18 protein-coding genes are annotated in these 22228 nt (G+C 51.3%); 13 read left to right on the top strand and 5 right to left on the bottom strand.

The window, feature by feature from the left end:
* On the top strand, positions 1 to 908 hold a 908-nt coding region (locus BM181_RS02800), incomplete at its 5' end, for a transposase (RefSeq protein WP_143092090.1).
* A gap of 151 nt (positions 909 to 1059) precedes the next feature.
* Here the strand turns inward: BM181_RS02800 and BM181_RS02795 are convergent.
* The 3 genes from BM181_RS02795 to BM181_RS02785 are packed head-to-tail and all read right to left on the bottom strand — an operon-like array spanning position 1060 to position 4620.
* Positions 1060 to 1668 (bottom strand): hypothetical protein, encoded by a 609-nt coding sequence (locus BM181_RS02795; RefSeq protein ID WP_075442259.1) that lies wholly within the window; start codon positions 1666 to 1668, stop codon positions 1060 to 1062.
* Positions 1669 to 1673: 5 nt separating this feature from the next.
* Complete coding sequence (locus tag BM181_RS02790) at positions 1674 to 2126, bottom strand: hypothetical protein (RefSeq protein ID WP_075442257.1); 453 nt, start codon at positions 2124 to 2126, stop codon at positions 1674 to 1676.
* 4 nt (positions 2127 to 2130) lie between these two features.
* Positions 2131 to 4620: an AAA family ATPase gene (locus tag BM181_RS02785; protein ID WP_218150081.1), complete on the bottom strand. Its 2490-nt coding sequence runs from the start codon at positions 4618 to 4620 to the stop codon at positions 2131 to 2133.
* 763 nt (positions 4621 to 5383) lie between these two features.
* On the opposite strand from BM181_RS02785, the gene BM181_RS02780 reads away from it, so the two are divergent.
* The 5 genes from BM181_RS02780 (at position 5384) to BM181_RS02760 (ending at position 10985) form a co-directional block, all read left to right on the top strand.
* A complete protein-coding gene (locus BM181_RS02780; RefSeq protein ID WP_082336124.1) occupies positions 5384 to 7306 on the top strand; it encodes a beta-glucoside-specific PTS transporter subunit IIABC in 1923 nt (640 codons plus the stop codon).
* Between the two features lie 14 nt (positions 7307 to 7320).
* Positions 7321 to 8730, top strand: a complete 1410-nt coding sequence (locus BM181_RS02775; RefSeq protein ID WP_075442251.1) for a glycoside hydrolase family 1 protein — start codon at positions 7321 to 7323, stop codon at positions 8728 to 8730.
* Positions 8731 to 8935: 205 nt separating this feature from the next.
* Positions 8936 to 9718: a hypothetical protein gene (locus BM181_RS02770; protein ID WP_075442249.1), complete on the top strand. Its 783-nt coding sequence runs from the start codon at positions 8936 to 8938 to the stop codon at positions 9716 to 9718.
* A gap of 252 nt (positions 9719 to 9970) precedes the next feature.
* Positions 9971 to 10528 (top strand): gamma carbonic anhydrase family protein, encoded by a 558-nt coding sequence (locus tag BM181_RS02765; protein WP_075442247.1) that lies wholly within the window; start codon positions 9971 to 9973, stop codon positions 10526 to 10528.
* Between the two features lie 91 nt (positions 10529 to 10619).
* On the top strand, positions 10620 to 10985 hold the full coding sequence (locus tag BM181_RS02760) for a hypothetical protein (protein ID WP_075442245.1): 366 nt from the start codon (positions 10620 to 10622) through the stop codon (positions 10983 to 10985).
* A gap of 60 nt (positions 10986 to 11045) precedes the next feature.
* Here BM181_RS02760 and BM181_RS02755 read toward each other — a convergent pair whose 3' ends face one another.
* Complete coding sequence (locus tag BM181_RS02755) at positions 11046 to 11687, bottom strand: YigZ family protein (protein ID WP_075442243.1); 642 nt, start codon at positions 11685 to 11687, stop codon at positions 11046 to 11048.
* A gap of 217 nt (positions 11688 to 11904) precedes the next feature.
* On the opposite strand from BM181_RS02755, the gene BM181_RS02750 reads away from it, so the two are divergent.
* A complete protein-coding gene (locus BM181_RS02750; RefSeq protein WP_177207147.1) occupies positions 11905 to 13281 on the top strand; it encodes an amino acid permease in 1377 nt (458 codons plus the stop codon).
* A 95-nt stretch (positions 13282 to 13376) separates the two neighbouring features.
* Here the strand turns inward: BM181_RS02750 and BM181_RS02745 are convergent, their stop codons facing one another.
* Positions 13377 to 14045, bottom strand: a complete 669-nt coding sequence (locus BM181_RS02745; protein ID WP_075442241.1) for a hypothetical protein — start codon at positions 14043 to 14045, stop codon at positions 13377 to 13379.
* Between the two features lie 152 nt (positions 14046 to 14197).
* Here BM181_RS02745 and BM181_RS02740 point away from each other — a divergent pair, with 152 nt between their 5' ends.
* From BM181_RS02740 to BM181_RS02715, 6 genes are all read left to right on the top strand, one after another.
* On the top strand, positions 14198 to 15892 hold the full coding sequence (locus tag BM181_RS02740; RefSeq protein ID WP_075442239.1) for an ABC transporter ATP-binding protein/permease: 1695 nt from the start codon (positions 14198 to 14200) through the stop codon (positions 15890 to 15892).
* Positions 15893 to 15988: 96 nt separating this feature from the next.
* Positions 15989 to 16582, top strand: coding sequence for a peptidoglycan recognition protein family protein (locus BM181_RS02735; protein WP_256211258.1), 594 nt, complete (start codon positions 15989 to 15991; stop codon positions 16580 to 16582).
* Between the two features lie 18 nt (positions 16583 to 16600).
* Positions 16601 to 16933 (top strand): hypothetical protein, encoded by a 333-nt coding sequence (locus tag BM181_RS02730; RefSeq protein WP_075442235.1) that lies wholly within the window; start codon positions 16601 to 16603, stop codon positions 16931 to 16933.
* A 361-nt stretch (positions 16934 to 17294) separates the two neighbouring features.
* Positions 17295 to 18449, top strand: a complete 1155-nt coding sequence (locus BM181_RS02725) for a glucose-1-phosphate adenylyltransferase (protein ID WP_075442233.1) — start codon at positions 17295 to 17297, stop codon at positions 18447 to 18449.
* A gap of 54 nt (positions 18450 to 18503) precedes the next feature.
* On the top strand, positions 18504 to 19610 hold the full coding sequence (glgD, locus tag BM181_RS02720; protein WP_075442231.1) for a glucose-1-phosphate adenylyltransferase subunit GlgD: 1107 nt from the start codon (positions 18504 to 18506) through the stop codon (positions 19608 to 19610).
* Between the two features lie 83 nt (positions 19611 to 19693).
* Entirely contained in the window at positions 19694 to 22198 is a 2505-nt protein-coding gene (locus tag BM181_RS02715) for a glycogen/starch/alpha-glucan phosphorylase (protein WP_075442229.1), read from the top strand.
* Positions 22199 to 22228: the final 30 nt, after the last annotated feature.

Raw genomic sequence — 22228 nt, 5'->3', positions numbered from 1 at the left:
ATGGTATTGGTCATCGCAAAACGCCACAACAGAGGCACTACGAGCGCCTGCAGGAATATATCGAAAAGCTTGAGGAGTATGTCGAACGGATTACCATTTGCGGGCCTAACCGCAACAGTTATTCCAAAACAGACCATTCGGCAACATTCATGCGGATCAAGAAGGACTATATGGGAAACGACCAGCTGCTCCCCGCCTATAATGTCCAATTCGGTATTGCCGATGAATACATCGCTGTAGCTGACGTCAATCAGTACCGCTCGGATATGGACTGTTTCATTCCCTTATTGGAGCAGTTCCATAAAACATATGGATTCTATCCGAAATATCCTGTGGCCGATGCAGGGTATGGTTCTTACAACAATTACATTTTCTGTGAGCAGCACGGCATGGAAAAATATATGAAATTTCCCATGTTCAAAAAAGAAACAACCAACACGAAATATCGGGATAATCCCTTTCGGCCAGTCAATTTCAAGATTGACGAAGACGGTATACTACGCTGTCCTGCGGGAAAAGCCTTCCATCTCAAATATCGCAAGAATATCAAAGGAAATCTGTATGGACGTCAGGAAGAAATATATCAATGCGAAGATTGTACCGATTGTTCTTATGCTACACAATGCAAAAGGACGGACAAGAATAGAATCATTCGCATCAACGAAGAATTGACTTCCATGCATCAGGAAGTTGTGGATAACCTAGAAAGCATCCATGGTGCACTTCTCCGTATGAATCGTTCCATTCAATCAGAAGGAACTTTCGGCATCATGAAAAATAATCGTTGGTACAAACGAATTGTCCGAAAAGGTATGAAACAGGTCCGGTTGGAGATTTTCCTGGTTTCTATTGGGCACAACCTCTATAAATATCATAAAAAAAAGTTACGTTTGAAGAAAGCCGCATAATCTGTAGAAATACTGTTTTATGGGGAAAGGGGCTTTGTGCCCATTTTTCAGCGGTTATTCTCTAAAAAGTAAAAATAGGCATGAAAAAAGAAGGTGGACAAAATGCTTTTGCATTTTGTCACACCCTCTTTTGTATTGGCCGGCAAAATAATTATTCCCGCAGCAGTGTGTACACATTGCTGCCGCCTTGGTTCATGCCATTGAAATAGGTGGTCTGATCCGATTCATAATAAACTGCATAAGTTATGCCGCCGCCGCCATCTCGGGTGCCTACGACTTTGACTTCGCCAACAGCCGGCACCGTAAGAGCTACGGGGGTATTTTTTATCATGAAAGGCTCGCCAAGTGGTGCCCCATCTACAAATATTTGCACATAGTCCCCATCTTCTGCGGCATAATCCCAAATATACAGCTTGGTTTTTGCCGCAGAATCTTTATGTGTGATGGTCATATCGCCACCGGCGTAGTGCTCGTCTTTTGACAGCAGCCTGGTACCGGCAGGCAGTGTAGTGGACATATGGGTTTCGAGGGCTGCTTTTGCGTCACTGCTCTTGTTGACAGCGTGGCCGGAATGGCTCATCATCCCGAAGATAATGGCCAGCATACTGGCCAGGAGAAGCGGGACGGCTTCTTTTATTATGCGCTTGGTGAAAGGGGAAGCCGCTTCATGGCTATGATCTGGCATTCCCTGCGCTATGTCAGGGATGTATTCCCTGTGGTTTTCCAGTGTATGTTCATTCTTTCGTTCATTGTTTTCCATTCGTATCACTCCAGCCTGTCATATTGGTGGATGGCCATGGGATATTTTTTCAGATAAGCGCACATTGCAAGCCTGCAGACAATGAGTTGCACAACCATAACGGCTATGGTTATGGTATGACGTGGCGTACTGATTACAGAAAATCCTTTGGCTAAGATGGTTTCCGCAATGCTCACGATGAAAAGATCCATGCTGAGCATCATGCTGAAAGGGTATAGCCAGGGTAATTTATAGTAGCATTTCCTGAATACAGGAATCGCACCTGTTAGGGTTAAAATCATTCCCAATAAGAAGCAGACGATTAGGCCAATGGCGGATTTGGAAAATCCGCTGTTAAGCATGCCGGCGATATCGCAGAAAGAAATCATGAGCAGGGCAAGGACGCCAAAAAGCAGTGCCCACATCAATATCCCGAAAAACCATAGTCCTGCCATGAAGTTCAAAATCCGTTCTTTCATATCATCAGACCTCCTGTATATCGTTTTTCGTGATGGTGCTCAATGCAGCTTGGGAAAGATTGTTTTCCTTGCTCAGGCGCAGCGCCTGGTTATTGATGGATTTTTCGAATACGTTCCTTACATAGCGGCCATTGCCGAACTGTTTGTCCAAGCGGGCTGCGGCAAATTTTTCTCGTAGGAGGGCCTGGCTGTCTGCATCCAATACATATCCATTGCCGGCATACATATTCTCGGCAATCTGCATGAGCTCATCGGTAGTGTAGTCGGGAAACTCGATGATATTGGCGAATCTGGACTGCAGGCCGGCGTTCTTGCGCAGGAAGCTATGCATATCCTCGCTGTAGCCGGCGAGGATTACGACAAGCTGGTCCCGGTTATCGTCCATCATCTTGACGAGTGTATCGATGGCTTCCTGCCCAAAATCGTTTTTGCTGCCCTGCGCCAGCGCATAGGCTTCGTCGATGAACAGCACACCGCCTAAGGCCGTCTCGATTACCTGGCGCGTCTTTATCGCCGTCTGTCCCACATAGCCTGCGACAAGACCTGAGCGGTCGGTTTCTATCAGTTTGTTGGTGGGGATGACCTTGAGATTGTACAGTACGTCTGCAACCGTCCGGGCCATCATGGTTTTGCCAGTCCCGGGATTGCCGGCAAAAATCATATGCAAGGTTTGGGTGTCATCGGTCTTCAAGCCGGCCTGCCTTCGCATGGCCTGGATCTTTATGCGGGCGGCAAGGCTGCGGATGTATTTCTTGACATTTTCTATGCCGATTACTTTATTCAGACGTTTTTCAAGGTCAAATCCTGTTTGTTCTGTGAAGCCGAAATCCTCTGGGAGCAGTAATTCCATATTGTCTTCTGGATTTTGCATGATTCTTTGGGATTGCTTCAAGATAGCATCTTCAATTAGGTTCCGCACGAGACGGCCATTGCCACTGTCATTCTTCCCTTTGATTTGATGTTTCTCAAAGGTATGCCGCAAGCCGTCTGTGCAGAGATCGGAGAGCTTGTAGCCCTTTGCCGTGGCAGTGACGTCAGCAATCCGGCACATTTCTTCGATGGTGTAATCTTCAAAATGAACAATATTGGGGAAGCGGGACTTCAGGCCGCTGTTGGTCTTGAGGAATTCCTGCATTTCCTTTTCGTAGCCGGCCAGGATTACAACCAGATCCTCCCGATTGTCTTCCATGCCTTTCACGAGCGCGTCAATCGCTTCTGTGCCAAAAACATCGCCTTTCCCTCTACTGAGTGAATAGGCCTCATCGATGAACAGCACGCCGCCGATGGCGCTCTTGATCACAGCTGTGGTTTTTGCTGCGGTATGGCCAACGTATTGGCCTACCAAATCGGCTCTCGTCACTTCGCATAAATGGCCGGAGGACAGCACACCGATTGCTTTCAGGTATTTGGCGACAATCCTGGCCATGGTCGTTTTTCCTGTGCCGGGATTGCCTGCGAAAATCATATGCATGGACAGATTGGTGCTTTTTAAGCCTTTGCCGGCTCGCAGCCGCTGGACCTTGACGTTGTTTTCCAGATTCCGCACGTATTCTTTTACTTTGGCAAGACCGATTACCTGCTCCAATTCCTGACGCGCGTCCTCAAGTTCAAGTGCATAGTAATTCTTCTGGTAGGCAGATGTCCTTATGATTTCGCCGCTTTCTGCTGCTACGCAATATCCCTTGTCATATGACAGCTGAATGCGCTCATGGTCATGGAGTTTCTCTTGCAGCTTCATCTCCGTCAAAGGGTCATAGAGCTGGTCTTCTATGTAAGTGGCTAAATCTTTTATGCTATGCGTGGTGCCATAGTGGGTGCTTAATTCGTTGATGAGTGTTTCGTCGACTTCAGCGTCGATATGCAGATTGTCTTTGCACTTGTGCAGCATGTTGACGCAGAGCGTATAGGCCAGGTCCTTTATCTGTTTGCCTGCGATGGGATCCAGCGCTATGATGTCGCCAAACTCCTTTATGATTTTATTTCCCAGAAATGCGATTATCTTTGCCTGTGAAAGGGTCGTCGTAAAGACAAAGAACTTTCCCCGGGCCTCTATGTTAGAAACGAGTCCTGTGTCCAGCATGCCTGTGGCCTCAACCAGACTGCTGTTGTGCATCATGTACCGCTTGGATAATCTGTAAGTTCCCTCGGTCAAAAGCTGGTACAGGATCTCAAGCTGGGGCATAGATGATTTTTCGACATTCTCGAATACGACTGCTTCGGTATGGGTATTCAATGCCTGGTATAAATCGCTTAGGAACAGCCCCTGGGAAGTATCCGCAGCGTAATCGTTGAAATCGATGATGGATAGAGCGGGGGAGCGGAATATTTTGCGCTGTTTCAACAGTTCACTGATACATTTGACGGCGTATGTTTTCCCGCGGCTGTTTTCGCCGATGAGCAGGATGGCATTTTTCGGGATATTATGCTCGAATCCTTTGACATAGGGCCGTTGAAACGCTTTGCAAAGTGCATGGCGGTCACGTTCAGAGCCCACCCAGTATTTTTTCAGTGAAGCGGGCAGGTCCGCAAAGGCATTGCTGGGTTCCGTGGTTGTTTTTGATTCTTCGTTGCCGGATATATTCTTTGGAGAAGTCAGGCTCTCATCAGGCTGGGGAAACGGGGCGGCTGATATGGAGGGCATAGGTTGAGCGGCGGCTGGGGCCGGTTCCGTTTGCTGCGCAACCATTCCGCTGGGATATGTTTGTGTTGGGGGAAGGCGTAGGCGGGATTCTGCCGGATCTTGGGCAATGAACCCTTTTTCATTGATAGTGGTTAGTATTTGATATTCCGGAAGCAAGAATTTCAATATTTCTTTTGCTGTCATGGTCATGATAGATGATGTCTCCTCGTTGATTTATCGTAGCACGGAAGAAATGGGGGATATGATGATGAATCATAAATAGAATGCTCGTAGGATTCCTTTTCTTTGCGGCAATATTCATCGTGTATATTCTAAATAGCTTTCATTAAAATTGATTAATAAACGAAAAATCATGGGGGATGAAGCAACAGCCATATCATGCACAACGTGGCGGGCAGACTGGCCGCTGGTTCTGTTCTGGGACAGAGATTTTTGTTGACATTTCTCCACCGATTTGTTATTATTGTAATCGAGTTGAGCGGGATGGTTACGCGCGAGCGGCCAAACCTTGAGGGCTTTTTCTGTTCTCACGGTTGATCCACGCTTTTTTTTTATGTTTAGGATGGTTACATTAGGTTGGCCAAACCTTCAAAGTTGTTTAATTTTGGAGGGATTCATGATGAAGAAGTATGAAGAACTAGCAAAAGACATTGTCCGTCACGTGGGTGGCGAGACAAATGTCATCAGCTTGGCCCACTGCATCACGCGGCTGCGGTTCAAGCTCAAGGACGAGAGCAAGGCAGATACGGAGTATCTGAAGGCTCGCGAAGGTGTCGTGACCGTCATCCAGAGCGGCGGGCAGTATCAGGTGGTCATCGGCAATGAAGTGGCCGATGTCTATGATACGGTGCTGGAAGTGTCGGGAATCGCCGGCAACGCTCCTAAGGGCGGTGAGGAAGAAGAGGATAAGAACCTCAGCCCCCTGGACCGGTTCATTGATTTGATTTCCGGCGTGTTCCAGCCGGTACTCAGCGTGCTGGTGGCAACCGGCATGATCAAGGGCTTCACGGCGCTCTTTATGGCCGTGGGGCTGGTGGAAGCCAAGAGTGGCATGGCTCAGATGCTCAATATCCTAGGGGATATGTTCTTCTATTTCCTGCCGATTTTCCTTGGCCTTACGGCAGCCCGGAAGTTCAAGATGAACGAATTCACGGGTATGGCTATCGGCGCGGCATTGGTTTATCCCACGGTTTCTGCCATCATGAAGGGGGAAACGCTGTACAACCTCTTTGACGGCACGATTTTCCAGTCGGCCATTCATATGGAACTGCTGGGCCTGCCTGTTATCCTGATGAATTACGCTTCCAGCGTCATTCCCATCATCGTGGCCGTATGGTTCGGTGCCAAGGTGGAAAAGGCAGTGGCGAAGGTCATGCCCACCATGCTCAAGAGCTTCTTGACGCCGTTCTTCACCATACTGATTGTGGTGCCGCTGACCTTCATGGTCATTGGCCCGGTGGCAACCTGGGCTGGCCAGATCGTCGGCGCCGCAGCTATGGCTATCTACAACGTCAGCCCAGCCATTGCGGGACTGTTCATCGGTGCTTTCTGGCAGGTCTTCGTCATGTTCGGCCTGCATTGGGGCCTTATCCCCATCATGATCAACAACATCACGGTATATGGCTTCGATCCGCTTGTCGTTACGTATTTTGGCTGTTCGTTTGCGCAGATTGGTGTTGTCCTCGGCATTTTCCTGCGTACAAAGGATGCAAAATTAAAAAGTCTTTCCCTGCCGGCCTTCATCTCGGGCATCTTCGGTGTTACGGAGCCATGCATCTATGGCGTTACGCTGCCCCGTAAGAAATACTTCATCATTTCCTGCATCGGCGGTGCTATCGGCGGTGCGCTGATGGCCCTGCTGTCCGTCAAGCTGTTCATGTTCGGCGGTCTTGGCATCTTTGGCTATCCGACCTTCATCGACACGCAGACGGGAGATCTTTCCGGTATGTATGGCGGCATGATCGCCTCGGCTGTCTCGTTTGCCTTTGGCCTTATCGTCACGGCAGTCCTCTATAAGGATGCCAAGCCGGCTGAGGCAGCGGAAAAACTGACGGTCATCGAGGAAAAAGACGGCCGGACGGCGGAGCGTGAGGTCATCAAGGCACCGCTGGCTGGTTCGCTGGTTGCTTTGGAAGATGTGGCTGACGAGGCGTTCGCCACGGGCGTCCTCGGCAAGGGCATCGCCATCGACCCGTCGGATGGCCGCGTGGTCGCTCCGGCCGACTGCACGGTCATGACGCTGTTCCCGACGGCTCATGCGATCGGTCTGATTACCGACAAGGGCACGGAGCTGCTCATCCATATCGGCATGGATACGGTAAAGCTGGAGGGCCAGCATTTCACGGCTAAGGTCAAGCAGGGTGAGCATGTGAAGGCTGGGCAGACGCTTATCGAGTTCGATGCAGCAGCTATCCGGGCGGCGGGTTATGATGTCACGACGCCGGTGCTCGTCACGAATACGGATCAGTATATGGATATCGTCACGGTCACGGGGCAGGAAATCAAAGAAGAAGAAAATCTTCTGACGGTAATCGCATAAAGGAGTTTTGCACAATGGCTTTTCCTAAGGATTTTTTATGGGGCGGCGCAGTAGCTGCCAATCAATGTGAAGGCGCTTACAACGAAGATGGCAAGGGCATCGATATCCAGGATATCATGCCGCGCGGCATCAAGGGGGCGCCGACGGCCGAGCCGACCGCCGACAATATGAAACTTGTCGGCATCGACTTCTATCATCGCTACAAGGAGGATGTGAAGCTCTTTGCCGAGATGGGGTTCAAGGTGTTCCGCACCTCGATTGCCTGGAGCCGCATCTATCCGCATGGCGATGATGCTGAACCGAATGAAAAGGGCCTGCAATTCTATGATGACTTGTTTGCTGAGTGCCATAAATACGGAATCGAGCCGCTCGTGACGATTTCGCATTATGAGACGCCGCTGCATTTAGCAAAGAAATACAACGGCTGGATAAGCCATGATCTCATTGGTTTCTATGAGCGCTATGTGCGTACGATTTTCACGCGGTATAAGGGCAAGGTAAAATACTGGCTGACCTTCAACGAAATCAACTCGATCTTGCACGCTCCCTTGATGAGCGGCGGCATCATGACGCCGCGGGAAGAACTCAGCCTGTCAGACCTCTATCAGGCCTGCCATCATGAGCTCGTGGCCTCGGCTCTGGCCACGAAGATCGGCCATGAGATGATGCCTGAGGCCAAGATCGGCTGCATGATCCTGTCGATGCCGACGTATCCGCTGACGCCGAATCCTGATGACATCATCAAGACGATGCTGGCCAACAATCTCAACGATTTCTTTGGCGATATGCATGCACGCGGCGAATATCCAGGCTACATGAAACGTTATTTCCGTGAAAATGGCATCGAGATCAAGACGACGCCGGAGGAACTGGCGCTCATGAAGGAGAATACCGTCGACTTCATCTCGTTCAGCTACTATGTGAGCATCTGCGAGTCGGCCGATGCGAAGGCGGAGAAAGGCGCAGGCAACCTCATGGGCGGCAAGCGCAATCCGTATCTCAAGGAATCCGAATGGGGCTGGCAGATCGACCCGCAGGGCCTGCGCTTCGTGCTCAACCGTTTCTATAACCGTTGGCAGAAGCCGTTGTTCATCGTCGAGAATGGGCTCGGGGCGAAAGACGAGCTCGTTGATGATGGCAAGGGGGGCAAGACGGTCAACGACGATTACCGCATCGCGTATTTGAATGACCATCTCGTGCAGGTCGGCGAAGCCATCGAAGATGGCGTGCCAGTCATGGGCTATACGACCTGGGGATGCATTGACCTTGTCAGTGCATCGACAGCACAGCTGGCCAAACGCTATGGTTTCATCTACGTCGATCGCCATGACGACGGTTCAGGCACGCTGGCGCGCTACCGCAAGAAATCCTTCTGGTGGTACAAAGATGTCATAGCCAGCAATGGCGAGAGCCTGAAAAAATAAGTACATTTCTATACCAGGGCAAGAAGTCCACGCTGGCAGAGAGCGTGGACTTCTTGTGGTATCGTATTCCCTTTGGGGGCAGGTGTCAGACGCAGGCTGACGGATGAGGTTTATATGTAGAGGATATTTCTTGACGGAACCAGTTCCTATGCGTATGATGGTAGTAGTGAACGAAATCTGGGGATGATGGGAGGAACAGGTAGGATTGCTGGAAAAATTGACGTTTGAGATGGAAGAATATCCGCTGAAAGTGGAATTGCTTGTAAAGGAGCGGCAATTATATTACCGTGTTACGCATGGTGAGGAAGGCGGAACGGCAAAGATGCAGGTGCTGGAAAGCGGCCGCCGCTGGCTGCGCCACTTAGAGAAGCTGCATCTGGAGTCCTGGCGGGCGAGTTATCAGCCGGAGACGCCGCCAGAGCAGCATCATTTGTGGCGGCTGGCGTTCAAGGATTCGAAGATTGGCATGCGCCGCATTGTAGGTGATCAGGCATATCCTGGCAGCTGGGCCGCGTTTGTCGATCTCATGAACCGGATTCCCGGGGTCGAAATCCATAAGGTGCGCCAGTTGGAGCAGGTGTCGCTTATTCTGCATGATACGATTGAGAATAGCGGTGGCACGATCTATCTGCCGAAGCAGAAGCAGATCCAGCTGGTGGAGAAGCTGATCATCAATCGTGGCAAGCATATCGTGGTATTCACGCGCCATAAGCAGGGGCTGGGCACGGAGCGCCATGCGTTCGACTCGGTGCGCAATGTGCCGCTGCTGCTGGAGCGCATTGCAGCGCAGGCGGCGCGGTTCAGCGCGCAGTCGGATACGATTGCCGATGACTACCTGCCGCAGGTGGAATGGAAGCTCATCTGGCACGATGGCACAGAGGACAGCGGCAGCTACACGCTGCGAGGCAAGGAGATGCCTGAGCAGTGGAAGGAATTCATCCATGAGATTGAGCTTTTCACCGGCAATGTGCGCGGTAAATTGTTCTAAAAGCGGCATAAAAAGAAAGAAAAAGATAAAAGACGAGCAAAAAATAGGAAAAGCGCTTGCTTTTTTCTTGGTGTGGTGCTATGATAGGCGCAGGGACAGGCGGACGTATGAGCTGCATCCCACTCGTAATCGTTTTCTCAATTACGATTTACAAGGGTCGTAGTTGAAGACAACGTTCCTTGTATAAAAGGGCTTCGCGTTTGAGGACAATGGCGAGGCTCTTTTATTTTGACCGGTCAAAGGAGTGTTTCTATGTATACGCTTAAAGATAATGTGTTCAAGGGGATTCGCCCGCAGATTGATGAAGAAGCGTTCGTTGCGCCACAAGTGTTTGTGGCTGGCGATGTACGGGTTGCGCGGTTTGCCAGCCTTTGGCCGGGGGTTGTGGCGCGCGGGGATGTGAACTATATCTCGGTTGGTGAGTGCTCGAATGTGCAGGATCTGGCCTGCCTGCATGTGGCTGATGACTATCCGTGCATCATCGGCGACTATGTGACAATCGGTCATGGTGCTGTCGTGCATGGCTGCGAGATTGAGGATCATGTGCTCATCGGCATGAATGCTACGGTGTTGACTGGAGCGAAGATTGGCCGTGGTTCTATTATTGCGGCGGGAGCGCTGGTACGTGAGAATGATGTGATTCCGCCGAACTCGCTCGTGGTCGGCGTGCCGGGCAAGGTGGTGCGCACGCAGGACAGGCTGGCAAGCATCCATGCGCAGGCCATCAAATATAAATGCGAGTGGGCCATCGATTATGGCGTCAAGCCGGATATTGCTGGTGAAGTCTACCATGGTGAAAAAATAATCTGAATTTAATGATATGAGGAAGAAAGGCCTATTTCAGCGGGCCTTTTTTTTCGGTATAATAAAGATAGGGTTATGGTAGGAATGAGGTGAGTATATGGAAGTCGTATCGATTCCCAATGTGCTCTACAATCCCACGGATCGGATTTCGCCCTATCTCATGGGAAAAGCAGGTGCCGCCAGCCCGGAGGGAAACGACGGCAGCCTGGAGACACTAAGAGCGCAGAAATTCAATTATCGTTCACAGATTACTGAGCTTGACCGTATCAGTGCGGATGCGAATGCGGAGAAAATCAGCGATTTGAGTGGACAGCTGAAAAAGGTAGAAGACCAAATCAAAGATGTGGCGAGCGATCATTTCTTTGGTGAGGCGTATACGGTAAGTATCAGCCCCGAGGCGCAGGCCATGTATGGCTTGGCAGCTGATAAGGAACTGTCAGCTCAGCAGGATAAGATGTTATAAAAATAAGAGGTGTTGCCCCAAAGTTTTTGCGGGCAACACCTCTTTTGTCGTTGACGGTATTCACGAGGCGGGAATGGCGATGAGCTGCTCATCGCCGGGGGTGATACTTGCGCGTCCAGCCGTGAGGTCGGTAAGCTCTGCCTGTACGTGCTCGCTGGCAGTAGGCTCGATGAGCAGGTGCAGGTTGACGTTATCTGCATAGTCGGCTTCGAGGCTGCGGATTTCGTGTTGGCGCATCCAGTGCTCGACGGTGGCAAGCAGGTCGTAGCCTACCGTCACATCGAGCTGCTGGAATGGGGTCATCGCAAGTACTGTTGCGGCTTCAATGCCAAGCACTGCCGCATGGCTGTAGGCGCGTATCAGTCCGCCGGCACCGAGCTTGATACCGCCGAAGTAGCGCGTGACAACGACGACGATATTCGTAAGTTCGTTTTTCTTGATGGCTTCGAGTATCGGGTTGCCGGCAGTGCCGCCAGGTTCGCCATCGTCGTTGGATTTTTGTTTGTCGGCGCCTTCGCCGAGCACGTAAGCTGAGCAGTTGTGACGGGCGTCGAAGTATTTCTTCTTCATTGCCTGGATGAAGGCACGGGCCTCTTCTTCGGTATCGGCATGGCGCAGATGCGTGATGAATTTTGATTTCTGTATCTCATAGAGCGTCTCGATGGAGTCATCAGTTTCCTGGATGGTTCGGTATGCGTTCATAGTTTCACCTCTTGGCAGGGATTGTCATATTTCATTATAGCGTAATATCCACAGGGACGGAAAGGGAAATTTATTTCATAAAACTTTTCTCAGCCTATAGTATTTCCTTGGCGTTTGTAGTATTCTTTAGGAAGTAATAAATGAAGTGCCGCGGATGGCAGATGCTATACAAATCACAAACAGGCAGCGGTACTGGGAAGGTTGTGTTAGTAAGGTCATGAACGAATCGAAAATGAACAGAGGGTTGAAGAACAGGCACTTGCAGCTGATTTCGCTGGGCGGAGTCATCGGCAGTGGCTACTTCCTCGGTACGGGGTATGTCCTCGAAAAGGCCGGGCCGGCATCGATACTGGCGTATCTTTTAGGAGGTCTGATTGTGCTCTGCGTAATGCTCTGTCTGGCGGAGCTTGCGGTCGAAAAACCGATATCGGGGTCATTTGTCAATTATGCGCAGGAACATATTTCTTCAACCTGGGCGTGCGGCGTAGGCTGGGCCTATTGGATTACCTGGGTCGCGTATGTTCCCTCGGAGATGATTGCCGCGGGAATCATCATGAATAGTTTTTTGCCGATGGTCAGTCAGCTTTGGTGGGCGGTGCTCTTCAGTCTGATTGTGACCTGTATCAATCTGTTTCATGTCGATAAGTTCGGCGAGAGCGAGTCGTGGCTATCACTTATCAAGATTGTAGCTCTCGTGGCCTTCAGTATTGTGGCTGGACTCATCTGTCTTGGCCTCATCGGCGATCAGGGCTATATCGGCACCAGCGTGCTCCTGGGCAGTGGCGGTTTTGCTCCGCATGGCTATTGGGCTATCGTGCTGACGATGGTTATCATTCTGGTTAACTTCCAGGGAACGGAAATCATCGGCCTGGCAGCAGGCGAATGCAAGGACCCGGCTAAGAGTATTCCGACTGCTGTCCGCAATGTGACGTGGCGCATCATTGCGCTGTATATCATTCCGATTTTGCTGCTGATTTCGATTTTGCCCTGGGACAAGGCAACACTGGAAGAGAGCGTGTTTGCTGCAGCAGTCAATCAGTATGGCTTTACGGGATTTGGTGCGTTCTTCGCGTTTGTCATCCTGACGGCGGCCATTTCGTGCTCGAATTCGGGTCTCTATGGCGCGGCACGGGCGATGCATGCGCTGGCAAAGCTTGATATGGCTCCCAAGGCTTTGGGCAAGCTCAACGACAATGGCATGCCATCGCGGGCCATCCTCGTTTCCATCTGTGCCTGCTGGGCGGTTATCCTGCTCTATGCATTCAATCCGGACTCTGTGATTTACACCTATCTGCTGGCTGTTTCAGGTTTTACCGGCGCGATTGCCTGGATTTCTATTTGCTGGAGCCAGTATCGTTTCCGCAAGCAGCTGATGGCTGAGGGCAAGGTCGGTACGTTGCGTTATAAGACGCCGCTGTTTCCGTATGTTACGCTGTTTGGTATTTGGGCACAGGTCTTCTGCCTGGTGGTCATGATTTTTACGCCAGAGCTGCAGGAAGCCTTGTTTGCCGGCATCCCGATGCTGGTGCTGCCGATGGCGTGGTATCATCTGCGGGCAAAACGCCGCGCGGCCTTAGCGCGGGCAGCGCATTGATATAAAAAACATAAGGCAAGGTTCATTGGATAGCAAATCCCCCGTAAACTGGATGGACAATCTGGTTTACGGGGGATTTTTGTATCCATATGCAGTTACTGCTTTTGGGCAGGAGATGTATCTTCCTGTACGTCAAGGTAGTCGCGGATGGTGGCAATCTCTTTGGCTGTGTAGAGACCGGCTGGCGATTCGCGGATCATGATTGATTGGAGCATGCGGCTCTGTTCTGCCTGGTCGTTGGAGCGCAGGTTGGCAGGGTCGGCAGCTGCCTTGGTGAGAGCGATGGTATGATATTGGGCATCGGCATAGCTGTTGGTCTTTTTCATGACTTCAATCAGCAGGTCGTAGCAGCCATCGTTAAGCGTGACTGGTGGTGCATTATGGCTGATGCGGTCACGCAGCTGCAAACTGTCCTGGTCAAGCTGTTTGAGGCGGACATAAGCCGTCTGGATACTGATCGAGTCTTCTTTGAAATTTTCGAGAATCTGATGGTACCATTGCCAATTGCGGTCAAGTTCACTGATGTCGCGCTGATACCCTGCATACCAAGCCGCAAATATCTGTTGCTGCTCGAGCTGATAGTTTATGTCTTCTTCACTTATGGCAGCTGGCGCAGGTTCTTTTGCCGGCCAGAGGAAGTAGACGATGCCGCCGGCGGCTAGGAGCGTCAGGCAGAAGTAGCAGAAAATTTTTTTGCTCGGCAGATAACGGTAGAGTAAAAACAGCAAGAATAGGGCGGTAAAGCCCAATATATAGAGAATCATTCGTGTATAAACCTCCTGTTGTTATGGCCTAAGGCCACTTCTATTCTATCATAATCAAGCCTTGCGGGAAACTGGAGAAACGTCTATACTAAAATACAATGGCCTTTTAGCCTATTATAGAAGAGGATGTGAACGGTGTGAAAAGAAGATTTATGTATGATTTTTGGCGCTTGTTCCGCGGCTATTGGAATTCTGAGCATAAATGGCGTGCCAGAGGATTATTGGCATTTGTCATTGGACTGAACTTTTTTGATGTATACTTGCTCGTCTGCATTAACAGCTGGTTCAATGAATTCTACAATGCCCTGCAGCAGTATCAGGCAGATAGCTTTTGGCCGCTGGTCGGCGAATTCACGGGCCTGGCTTCCCTGCATATCTTCATTGCTGTTTACGCCATCTATCTGCGCCAGATGGTCCAGATCAATTGGCGTACCTGGCTGACCAATGACTACATGGCCAAGTGGCTGCGCGAGCAATCTTATTATCGCTTGCAAGTCTTGAAAAGCGACACCGATAACCCTGATCAGCGAATCAGTGAGGATATCAATCAGTTTGTGCTTTTGACACTGCAGCTTTTGATTGGCTTCCTCAAGCAGTTTACGACGCTGGCGGCATTCGGCGTCGTCTTGTGGAATCTGTCAGGAGCTTTTACGGTGCCATTAGGCAGCCATGAATTTGTCATCTATGGCTATATGTTCTGGTTCTCACTCATCTATTCGGTACTGGGCACTGTCGGCGCGCATATTGCAGGCCGCAAGCTTATCCGTTTGAACTTCGACCAGCAGCGGTATGAGGCGGATTTCCGTTTCAATATGATGCGTGTGCGTGAGAACAGTGAGAGCGTTGCTTTTTATCGCGGCGAATCGTCTGAGGGTATTGGCTTCAAAGAGCGTTTTGCCCATGTCATCAAGAATTACTGGCAGCTCATGCGCCAGACAAAGATATTGAACTTTTATGTCAATGGCTATGCCCAGCTGGCAATCATCGTGCCGCTGGTACTGGCAGCACCGCGGTATTTTGCGGGTGGTATGGCACTGGGCGGGCTTATGCAGACGGTGACGGCTTTCGGCCACGTACAGGATGCGCTGTCTTTTTTTGTCACGTCCTACGATACCATCGCGCAGCTGCTGGCTGTGATTCGCCGACTGCTTGGCTTTACGGAGCATATCGAGGAAGTCAGCGCCATCAAAAATGGTGTGCAGCGCGGCGAACAGGCAGGTCAGGAACTTTCGCTTACGGCTTTGCATGTGCAGCTGCCGGATGAGCGCGTGTTGCTGCAGGACTGCACATTGGCATTGCCGAGCGGCAGCCGCGTATTGGTAACAGGGGCTTCGGGCTGCGGCAAGAGTACGCTCTTGCGTACATTGGCTGGCATCTGGCCCTATGGCAAGGGCGGGATTACGTTTCCGGCGGGCAGCCGCATCCTGTTCCTGCCGCAGCGGCCGTATCTGCCGCTGGGCAGTCTGCGGCGTGCGCTTTACTATCCGTTGACGACCGAAGGTAACCCAGAGCGGCTGCAGGAAGTGCTGGAATTGGTCGGCTTGGCGAAGTTTGCCAGCCGTCTTGATGATGTCGACGATTGGAGCCGCATCCTGTCGCTGGGCGAGCAGCAGCGTCTGGCCTTTGCCCGTGTGCTGCTCGTAAAGCCGGATTGGATTTTCCTCGATGAGGCGAGCTCAGCGCTTGATGAGCCGCGAGAGCAGGAGATGTATGCGCTTATCAAGCGGGAGCTGCCACAGGTGAGCATTGTAAGTGTTGGCCATCGTTCGACTTTATTTGCCCAGCATGATACGGAGCTGCATCTGGCTGGTGATGGCAGCTGGCAGCTGCGCCCTGTTCAGGCATGATTTTAGGACTTACCGCCTTTTTTCAGAATGGGGGATTAAAATAAGGACTGTTATTGTAAAAAAGTAAGGTAGATATACATGAATCGCAGGGATTTCTTGAAAAACATCATATGCATGGGGGCTGGCGCTGTCCTGACGCAGGAGCTTTGGCCACAGGCACAGGCAGAGGCGGCTTGGAATGCGGATGGCAGCGGCGTCAGGCGCGATGCCAAGCTGGGGCTGCCAATCCGCGAGACGGATCTGCAGTTCCGCTCGCTGGAGAACCGCACGACGACGGATGGCATTGTCCTCCATCACATCGGCGGTACCAATCGTGACGTATCGGCAGAGGAAGTCCATCAGTGGCATCTGAATAATGGCTGGTCGGGAATCGGCTATCATTTCCTCATCCGCAAGGATGGCACGATCGAGCGCGGGCGGCCGATGGATATGCTCGGGGCACATTGTTATCAGCATAATTGGCATACGATTGGTGTCAATGTGGTCGGCAATTTCATGGAGGCTGTACCGACGTCAGCCCAAATGGAGTCGGCTGCTGAGCTGCTGGCCGCTCTTTGCCGCTTCTATGGCATCAATCCCGACCGCGAGCACATCAAGGGACACCGCGAGTACAACTCGACGGATTGCCCGGGCCGCAGCTTGTATAATATGCTCGATGGCCTGGTCGAAGATACTGCGGAACTGTATTGAGATTAGAGGAGGGCTGGCATGCGCTACCGTTGGTTTGTCCGTGAAGAGGACCGTACGGATGAGTTTGGCAATCCTGTCAGCCGTGCGGTCCATGATGAGGCGTTGCAGACGAAGAAAACCGGCTATGCCCGTGGCGAGCTGCTGGCCATTGTCATTGTCGCCTTCATCCTGCTCTACGAGTGGGTGACAGACGACGGCCCGCTGATCATGATCTGCGTATCGTTCCTGGTACATGAGATGCGGCCGCTGGCGCCGTTGTTTTTCGGGGAACATGGCAAGGCAGTCAGCAATGCCATGCGGGGATTCAGCATCGCGCTGTTCGTTGGCGCGTTGGTTTGGACGTTTTTATGATTTTATGTCATAAAAGCGTCCTTTTTTTGTACACAATAGCATATTTTATATTTATCAAATAAAAAATAAAATTTATGGTAATTTTTTTCTTTTGAAGCAGGAAAAAGAAAAATTTTGGCGAATCTACTAGATTATAAATTGATTTTCTCAAGGGCTGCGAGTTTGCCGTGGGGCAGCAGATGTGGAAATCTCTCGCGGGCAGCTTGAGAAAGAAGAACGTTTTTGATGGAAAATTATGGTTTTGCGTTGAAAATGGATATTCATGTATATAAACAGAGAAATCTGTTTTTATAGATACATATATGGAAAGCAATCATAAAAAAGGGGAAATTGCTTTCTACACATCCAAGGGGGATTTTTTATGAGAAAGACAGAATGCTTAGCAATGATTCTGGCTGGCGGTCAGGGTAGCCGGCTGGGGGCGTTGACGAAGAAAATCGCAAAACCGGCTGTGCCGTTCGGTGGCAAATACCGTATCATTGATTTTCCGTTGAGCAACTGTGCGAATTCCGGCATTGATAAGGTAGGCGTACTGACGCAGTACCGTCCACTGGAACTGCATAACTATCTGGCTTCGGGCAGCGCCTGGGATCTGGATAAGAAAGAGGGTGGCATCTTCATCCTGCCGCCGTATGCACGCGAGAAGGGTGCTGACTGGTATCGCGGTACGGCTGATGCCATCTATCAGAACCTCAACTTCATCGATCTGGCAGACCCGGAGTATGTACTGATTCTGTCTGGCGACCACATCTACACGATGGATTATTCGTGGATGCTTGAGGCGCACAAGATGAACAAGGCCGAGGCTACGATCGGTGTCATTGAGGTTCCTTGGGACGAGGCTCCGCGCTTTGGTATCATGAACACGAATAAAGATGGACGCATCGAAGAATTCGAGGAGAAACCGGCGAAACCGAAGAGCAATCTGGCTTCGATGGGCATTTACATCTTCAATAAGAGCTTCCTCAAGAAGTATCTCGAAGACGATGCCAAGGATGAGACGAGCAGCCATGACTTTGGCAAGAACATCATCCCGAAGATGCTGGCCGACAAGGCACGTCTGTACTCCTATGCCTTTGATGGCTATTGGAAGGATGTCGGGACGATCGAGAGCCTCTGGCAGGCAAACATGGATCTCTTGCAGGATGTGCCGCCGTTTGAGATCAACGGCGACTGGAAGATCTGCTCCTGCAACCCGTCCATGCCGCCGCATTATGTAGGCCCGAATGCCAAGGTCAAGAACTCGATGATCAGTGAGGGGTCGATGGTCTTGGGCGAGGTCGAGAACTCGGTCATCTTCCCGGGCGTGCGCATCGGCAAAGGCGCGAAGGTCACGAACTCGGTCATCATGCCGTCGACGGTCATCCGTGATAATGCTGTCGTCGACTACGCGATCGTCGCGCAGAACTGCGAGATCGCTGAGGGGGCGAAAGTAGCCGGAGAGAAAGGCGCCATTACTGTAGTAGCCGAGGGCGAGACCGTATTGACGGAGGCAGGCAGCAAACAGGCTGGCTGATACACACAAGATTACACAGCAACCTTAGTCATAGTTGGATCGGAGTGAATAAAATTGAAAACAGTAATGGGGATTATCAATCTTCAGGAAGAGAATAGCCTGATTCGGGAGATGACGGATCGACGGGCCGTGGAGTCCATGCCATTTGCTGGCAGATACCGGCTGATCGATTTCACCCTCTCGAGCATGGTCAATTCCGGCATCACCAATGTGGGAGTCATGCTACCCGACAAGCCGCGCTCGGTTCTTGACCATCTGCGTTCCGGCAAGGATTGGGATCTGGCCCGCCGCCATGATGGCTTGTTCTATCTTCCAGCTCCGCAGCAGGAAAGCACGACCCGCAAAGGCGATCTGAAGAATTTCTATCACAATCTGGATTTCTTCGAGCACAGCACGCAGAAATATGTGCTGCTGACGAGCGGCAGCTTTGTCTACAATGTAGACTTCAGCCAGCTCCTGCGCTTCCATCAGAATACCAGTGCTGATATCACGATGGTGTATCACACGGTCTCGGAAGAAACCACGGGCAAGAATGTCGTCATCGAGACGGCAGAGAATGGGCTCGTCACGGATATTGCCGAGAAGCCAGCCGTCTATGATGGTTCGCAGGTTTCCATGAACGTATACCTCATGGAGAAGCGTATCTTTGTCGAGATGGTCCGCTATACCTATGAGCATGGTGGTCAGGATCTGCTGATGGATGGCATCATCCGCCGTGCCTCGGAATACAACATCTATGCTTGTGAACACGATGGTTACGTTGCTCATGTGGATTCCACGGCAGCATACTATAAATCAAATATGGATATCCTGGAACCTGAAGTATGGGAAGAGCTCTTCATGGGGGAGAATTCCATCTATACGAAGGTCAAGGATGAAGTGCCGGTTCAGTATAAGGAAACGGCAGAGGTCAAGAATTCGCTGATCGCTAACGGCTGTGTCGTCCGCGGCGAGGTCGAGAACAGCATCCTGTTCCGCGGCGTCAAGGTCGGCAAGGACGTTAAGATCAAGAATTCTATCATAATGCAGAAATGTGACATTCAGGATGGCTCGCTCATCGAGAATGTCATCTGCGACAAGAACGTGGTCATCACGAAGGAGAAGTGGCTCAAAGGTGCACAGAACTATCCGTTGATTGTCACGAAGAATGTCGTCATCTGATGTCAAGGTCAGCCGTTGTAACGAGGCACCACTGCTTATAACGGGCAGTGGCGGTTACAACGGCTGTTGTTGTTTGCTATTCCATGAGGAAGAATACTGCCAAAGGAGAGTGTTTGGATTTGGCCAGAGAAAAGAAACAGAAGAGTCCCAAGAACAAAGAATTTGAAAAGCTCAAAGAAGGCTTGAAGAACCGCTTCGTCAATACGGCACATATCATGTGGGGGCGCGACCTCAATGAACTGACACCGACGGAGATCTACCAGACGGTGGCCGCAACGGCAAAGCAGTATATCTCGGATAACTGGATCAAGACGAACCGTACCTACGGGGAGCGCGAGGAGAAACAGGTTTATTATTTCTCCATCGAGTTCCTGATGGGCCGTCTGCTCAAGGCAAATCTCATCAATCTGGGCATCGAGGAAGCCGTCAAGGAAGTCCTGGACGATTTCGACCTCGACCTGCTCAAGACGTATGAAGAGGAGCCTGATGCCGGCCTGGGCAATGGCGGCCTTGGCCGACTGGCAGCCTGCTTCATCGACTCGATGGCAGCGCATCGCCTGCCGGGACATGGCTGCAGCATCCGTTACCAGTACGGACTGTTCGAGCAGAAGATCATCGATGGCAACCAGGTTGAGATCCCGGATAACTGGCTGCGCGATGGCTTCGCTTGGGAGTACCGCAAGCCGGATAAGGCTGTCGATGTCAAGTTCAACGGCCATGCATATATGAAAGAGATGGAAGACGGCAGCCTCAAGCTGGTCTATGAGAATCCGATGACGGTCATGGCGGTACCGTATGATGTACCGATTGTCGGCTATCATAACAATACGGTGAACACGCTGCGTCTCTGGAATGCTGAGGTCAACCGCGACTTCTCTGACTATGGCATGCTGACGCAGGAACAGATGCGGCAGAAGAACGAGTACCGCTTGTTCGTTGAGAGCATCACGCGCTATCTCTATCCGGATGACAGCACCTATGATGGCCGTCGCATGCGCCTGATCCAGGAATACTTTATGACGTCGGCTGGCGTGCAGAGCATCGTGCGCCATTACAAGAAGACGGGCATGGACATCCATGACTTCGGCCAGAAGATCGCCATCCATATCAACGACACCCATCCGGCAGTGGCAGTGGCTGAGCTTATGCGCATCCTGGTCGATGAAGAGGGACTGGAGTGGAATGAGGCTTGGGTCATCACGAGAAGCACGATTGCTTATACGAACCATACCATCATGCCGGAGGCCCTCGAGAAATGGCCGGTTGACATGTTCCGCACACTGCTGCCGCGCGTCTATATGATCATCGACGAGATCAATCGTCGCCATCTGGAGGAAGTGCGTGAGCGCTATCCGCAGGATGAAGGCAAGGTACGCGCGCTCTCGATCATCGAGGACGGTATGGTGCATATGGCCCGCCTGGCGATTGTCGGCTGCCATAGCGTGAACGGTGTGGCCAAGATCCACTCGGATATCCTCAAGACCACGACGTTGCGTGATTTCTGCGAGTATAACCCCAAGATGTTCAACAATAAGACGAACGGCATCACGCATCGCCGCTGGCTCATGGGAGCTAACCCGGAGCTTGCGAACCTCATTGATGCGACAATCGGCAGCCGCCGTTGGCACCGTCATCCGGAGCAGCTCGACCTGCTCAACGATTATGTCGATGACAAGCCGTTTTTGGCGGAGCTCGGCAAGGTCAAACGCCTGCGCAAGGTGGCTCTGGCCGAATACATCAAAGAACACAATCACATCGAGGTCGATCCTGACTCGATCTTCGATATCCAGGTGAAGCGCATCCATTCGTATAAGCGCCAGCTTATGAATATCCTGCATATCATGTACCAGTACAACAAGCTCAAGACGGACAAGAGCTACGATATGCTGCCGACGACGTATATCTTCGGCGGCAAGGCTGCCCCGGGCTACTACATCGCCAAGGAGACCATCCGCCTCATCAATGCAGTGGCGGCGAAGGTCAACAACGATGCCAGCATCAAGGGCAAGATCAAGATCGTATTCATCGAGAACTTTGGCGTATCGATCGGCGAGATCGTCTATCCGGCCGCAGACGTCAGTGAGCAGATCTCGACAGCTTCCAAGGAGGCTTCGGGTACCGGCAACATGAAGTTCATGATGAATGGTGCCATCACGCTGGGAACGCTCGATGGTGCCAATGTCGAGATCCGCGAGGCCGTCGGTGGCGATGAGCATTGCGTCATCTTTGGTCTCCGGGCGGAAGAAGTACTGACCTACTATGCGACGGGCACGTACTCGGCTTGGGATGAATACAACACGAATCCGCAGGTACGCCTGGTCGTCAATCAGCTCGTGGACGGCAGCTATGGCGATTTCCATTCGCTGTATGACTATCTGCTGCACGCCAATGACGAGTTCTTCATCCTCAAGGATTTCAATGCCTATGCTGAGGCCCATGAGGAAATCATGCGCCGCTATAAGGACAAATACAATTGGCTGAAATCCTCGGCGATGAACATTGCCAACTCTGGCTGCTTCTCATCTGACCGCACGATCGATGAGTATGCCAATGAAATCTGGCAGGTCAAGCCTGTCATGATGTCGTAAGCACGTATGCCGCTGATTTTGGGCGGGCAG

Origin of the sequence: Pseudoselenomonas ruminantium (assembly GCF_900113715.1) — a bacterium.
GTDB classification, from domain to species: domain Bacteria; phylum Bacillota; class Negativicutes; order Selenomonadales; family Selenomonadaceae; genus Selenomonas_A; species Selenomonas_A caprae.
The sequence above is the reverse complement of the archived record's forward strand: the minus strand, read 5'-3'. Positions and strand labels throughout refer to the sequence as shown.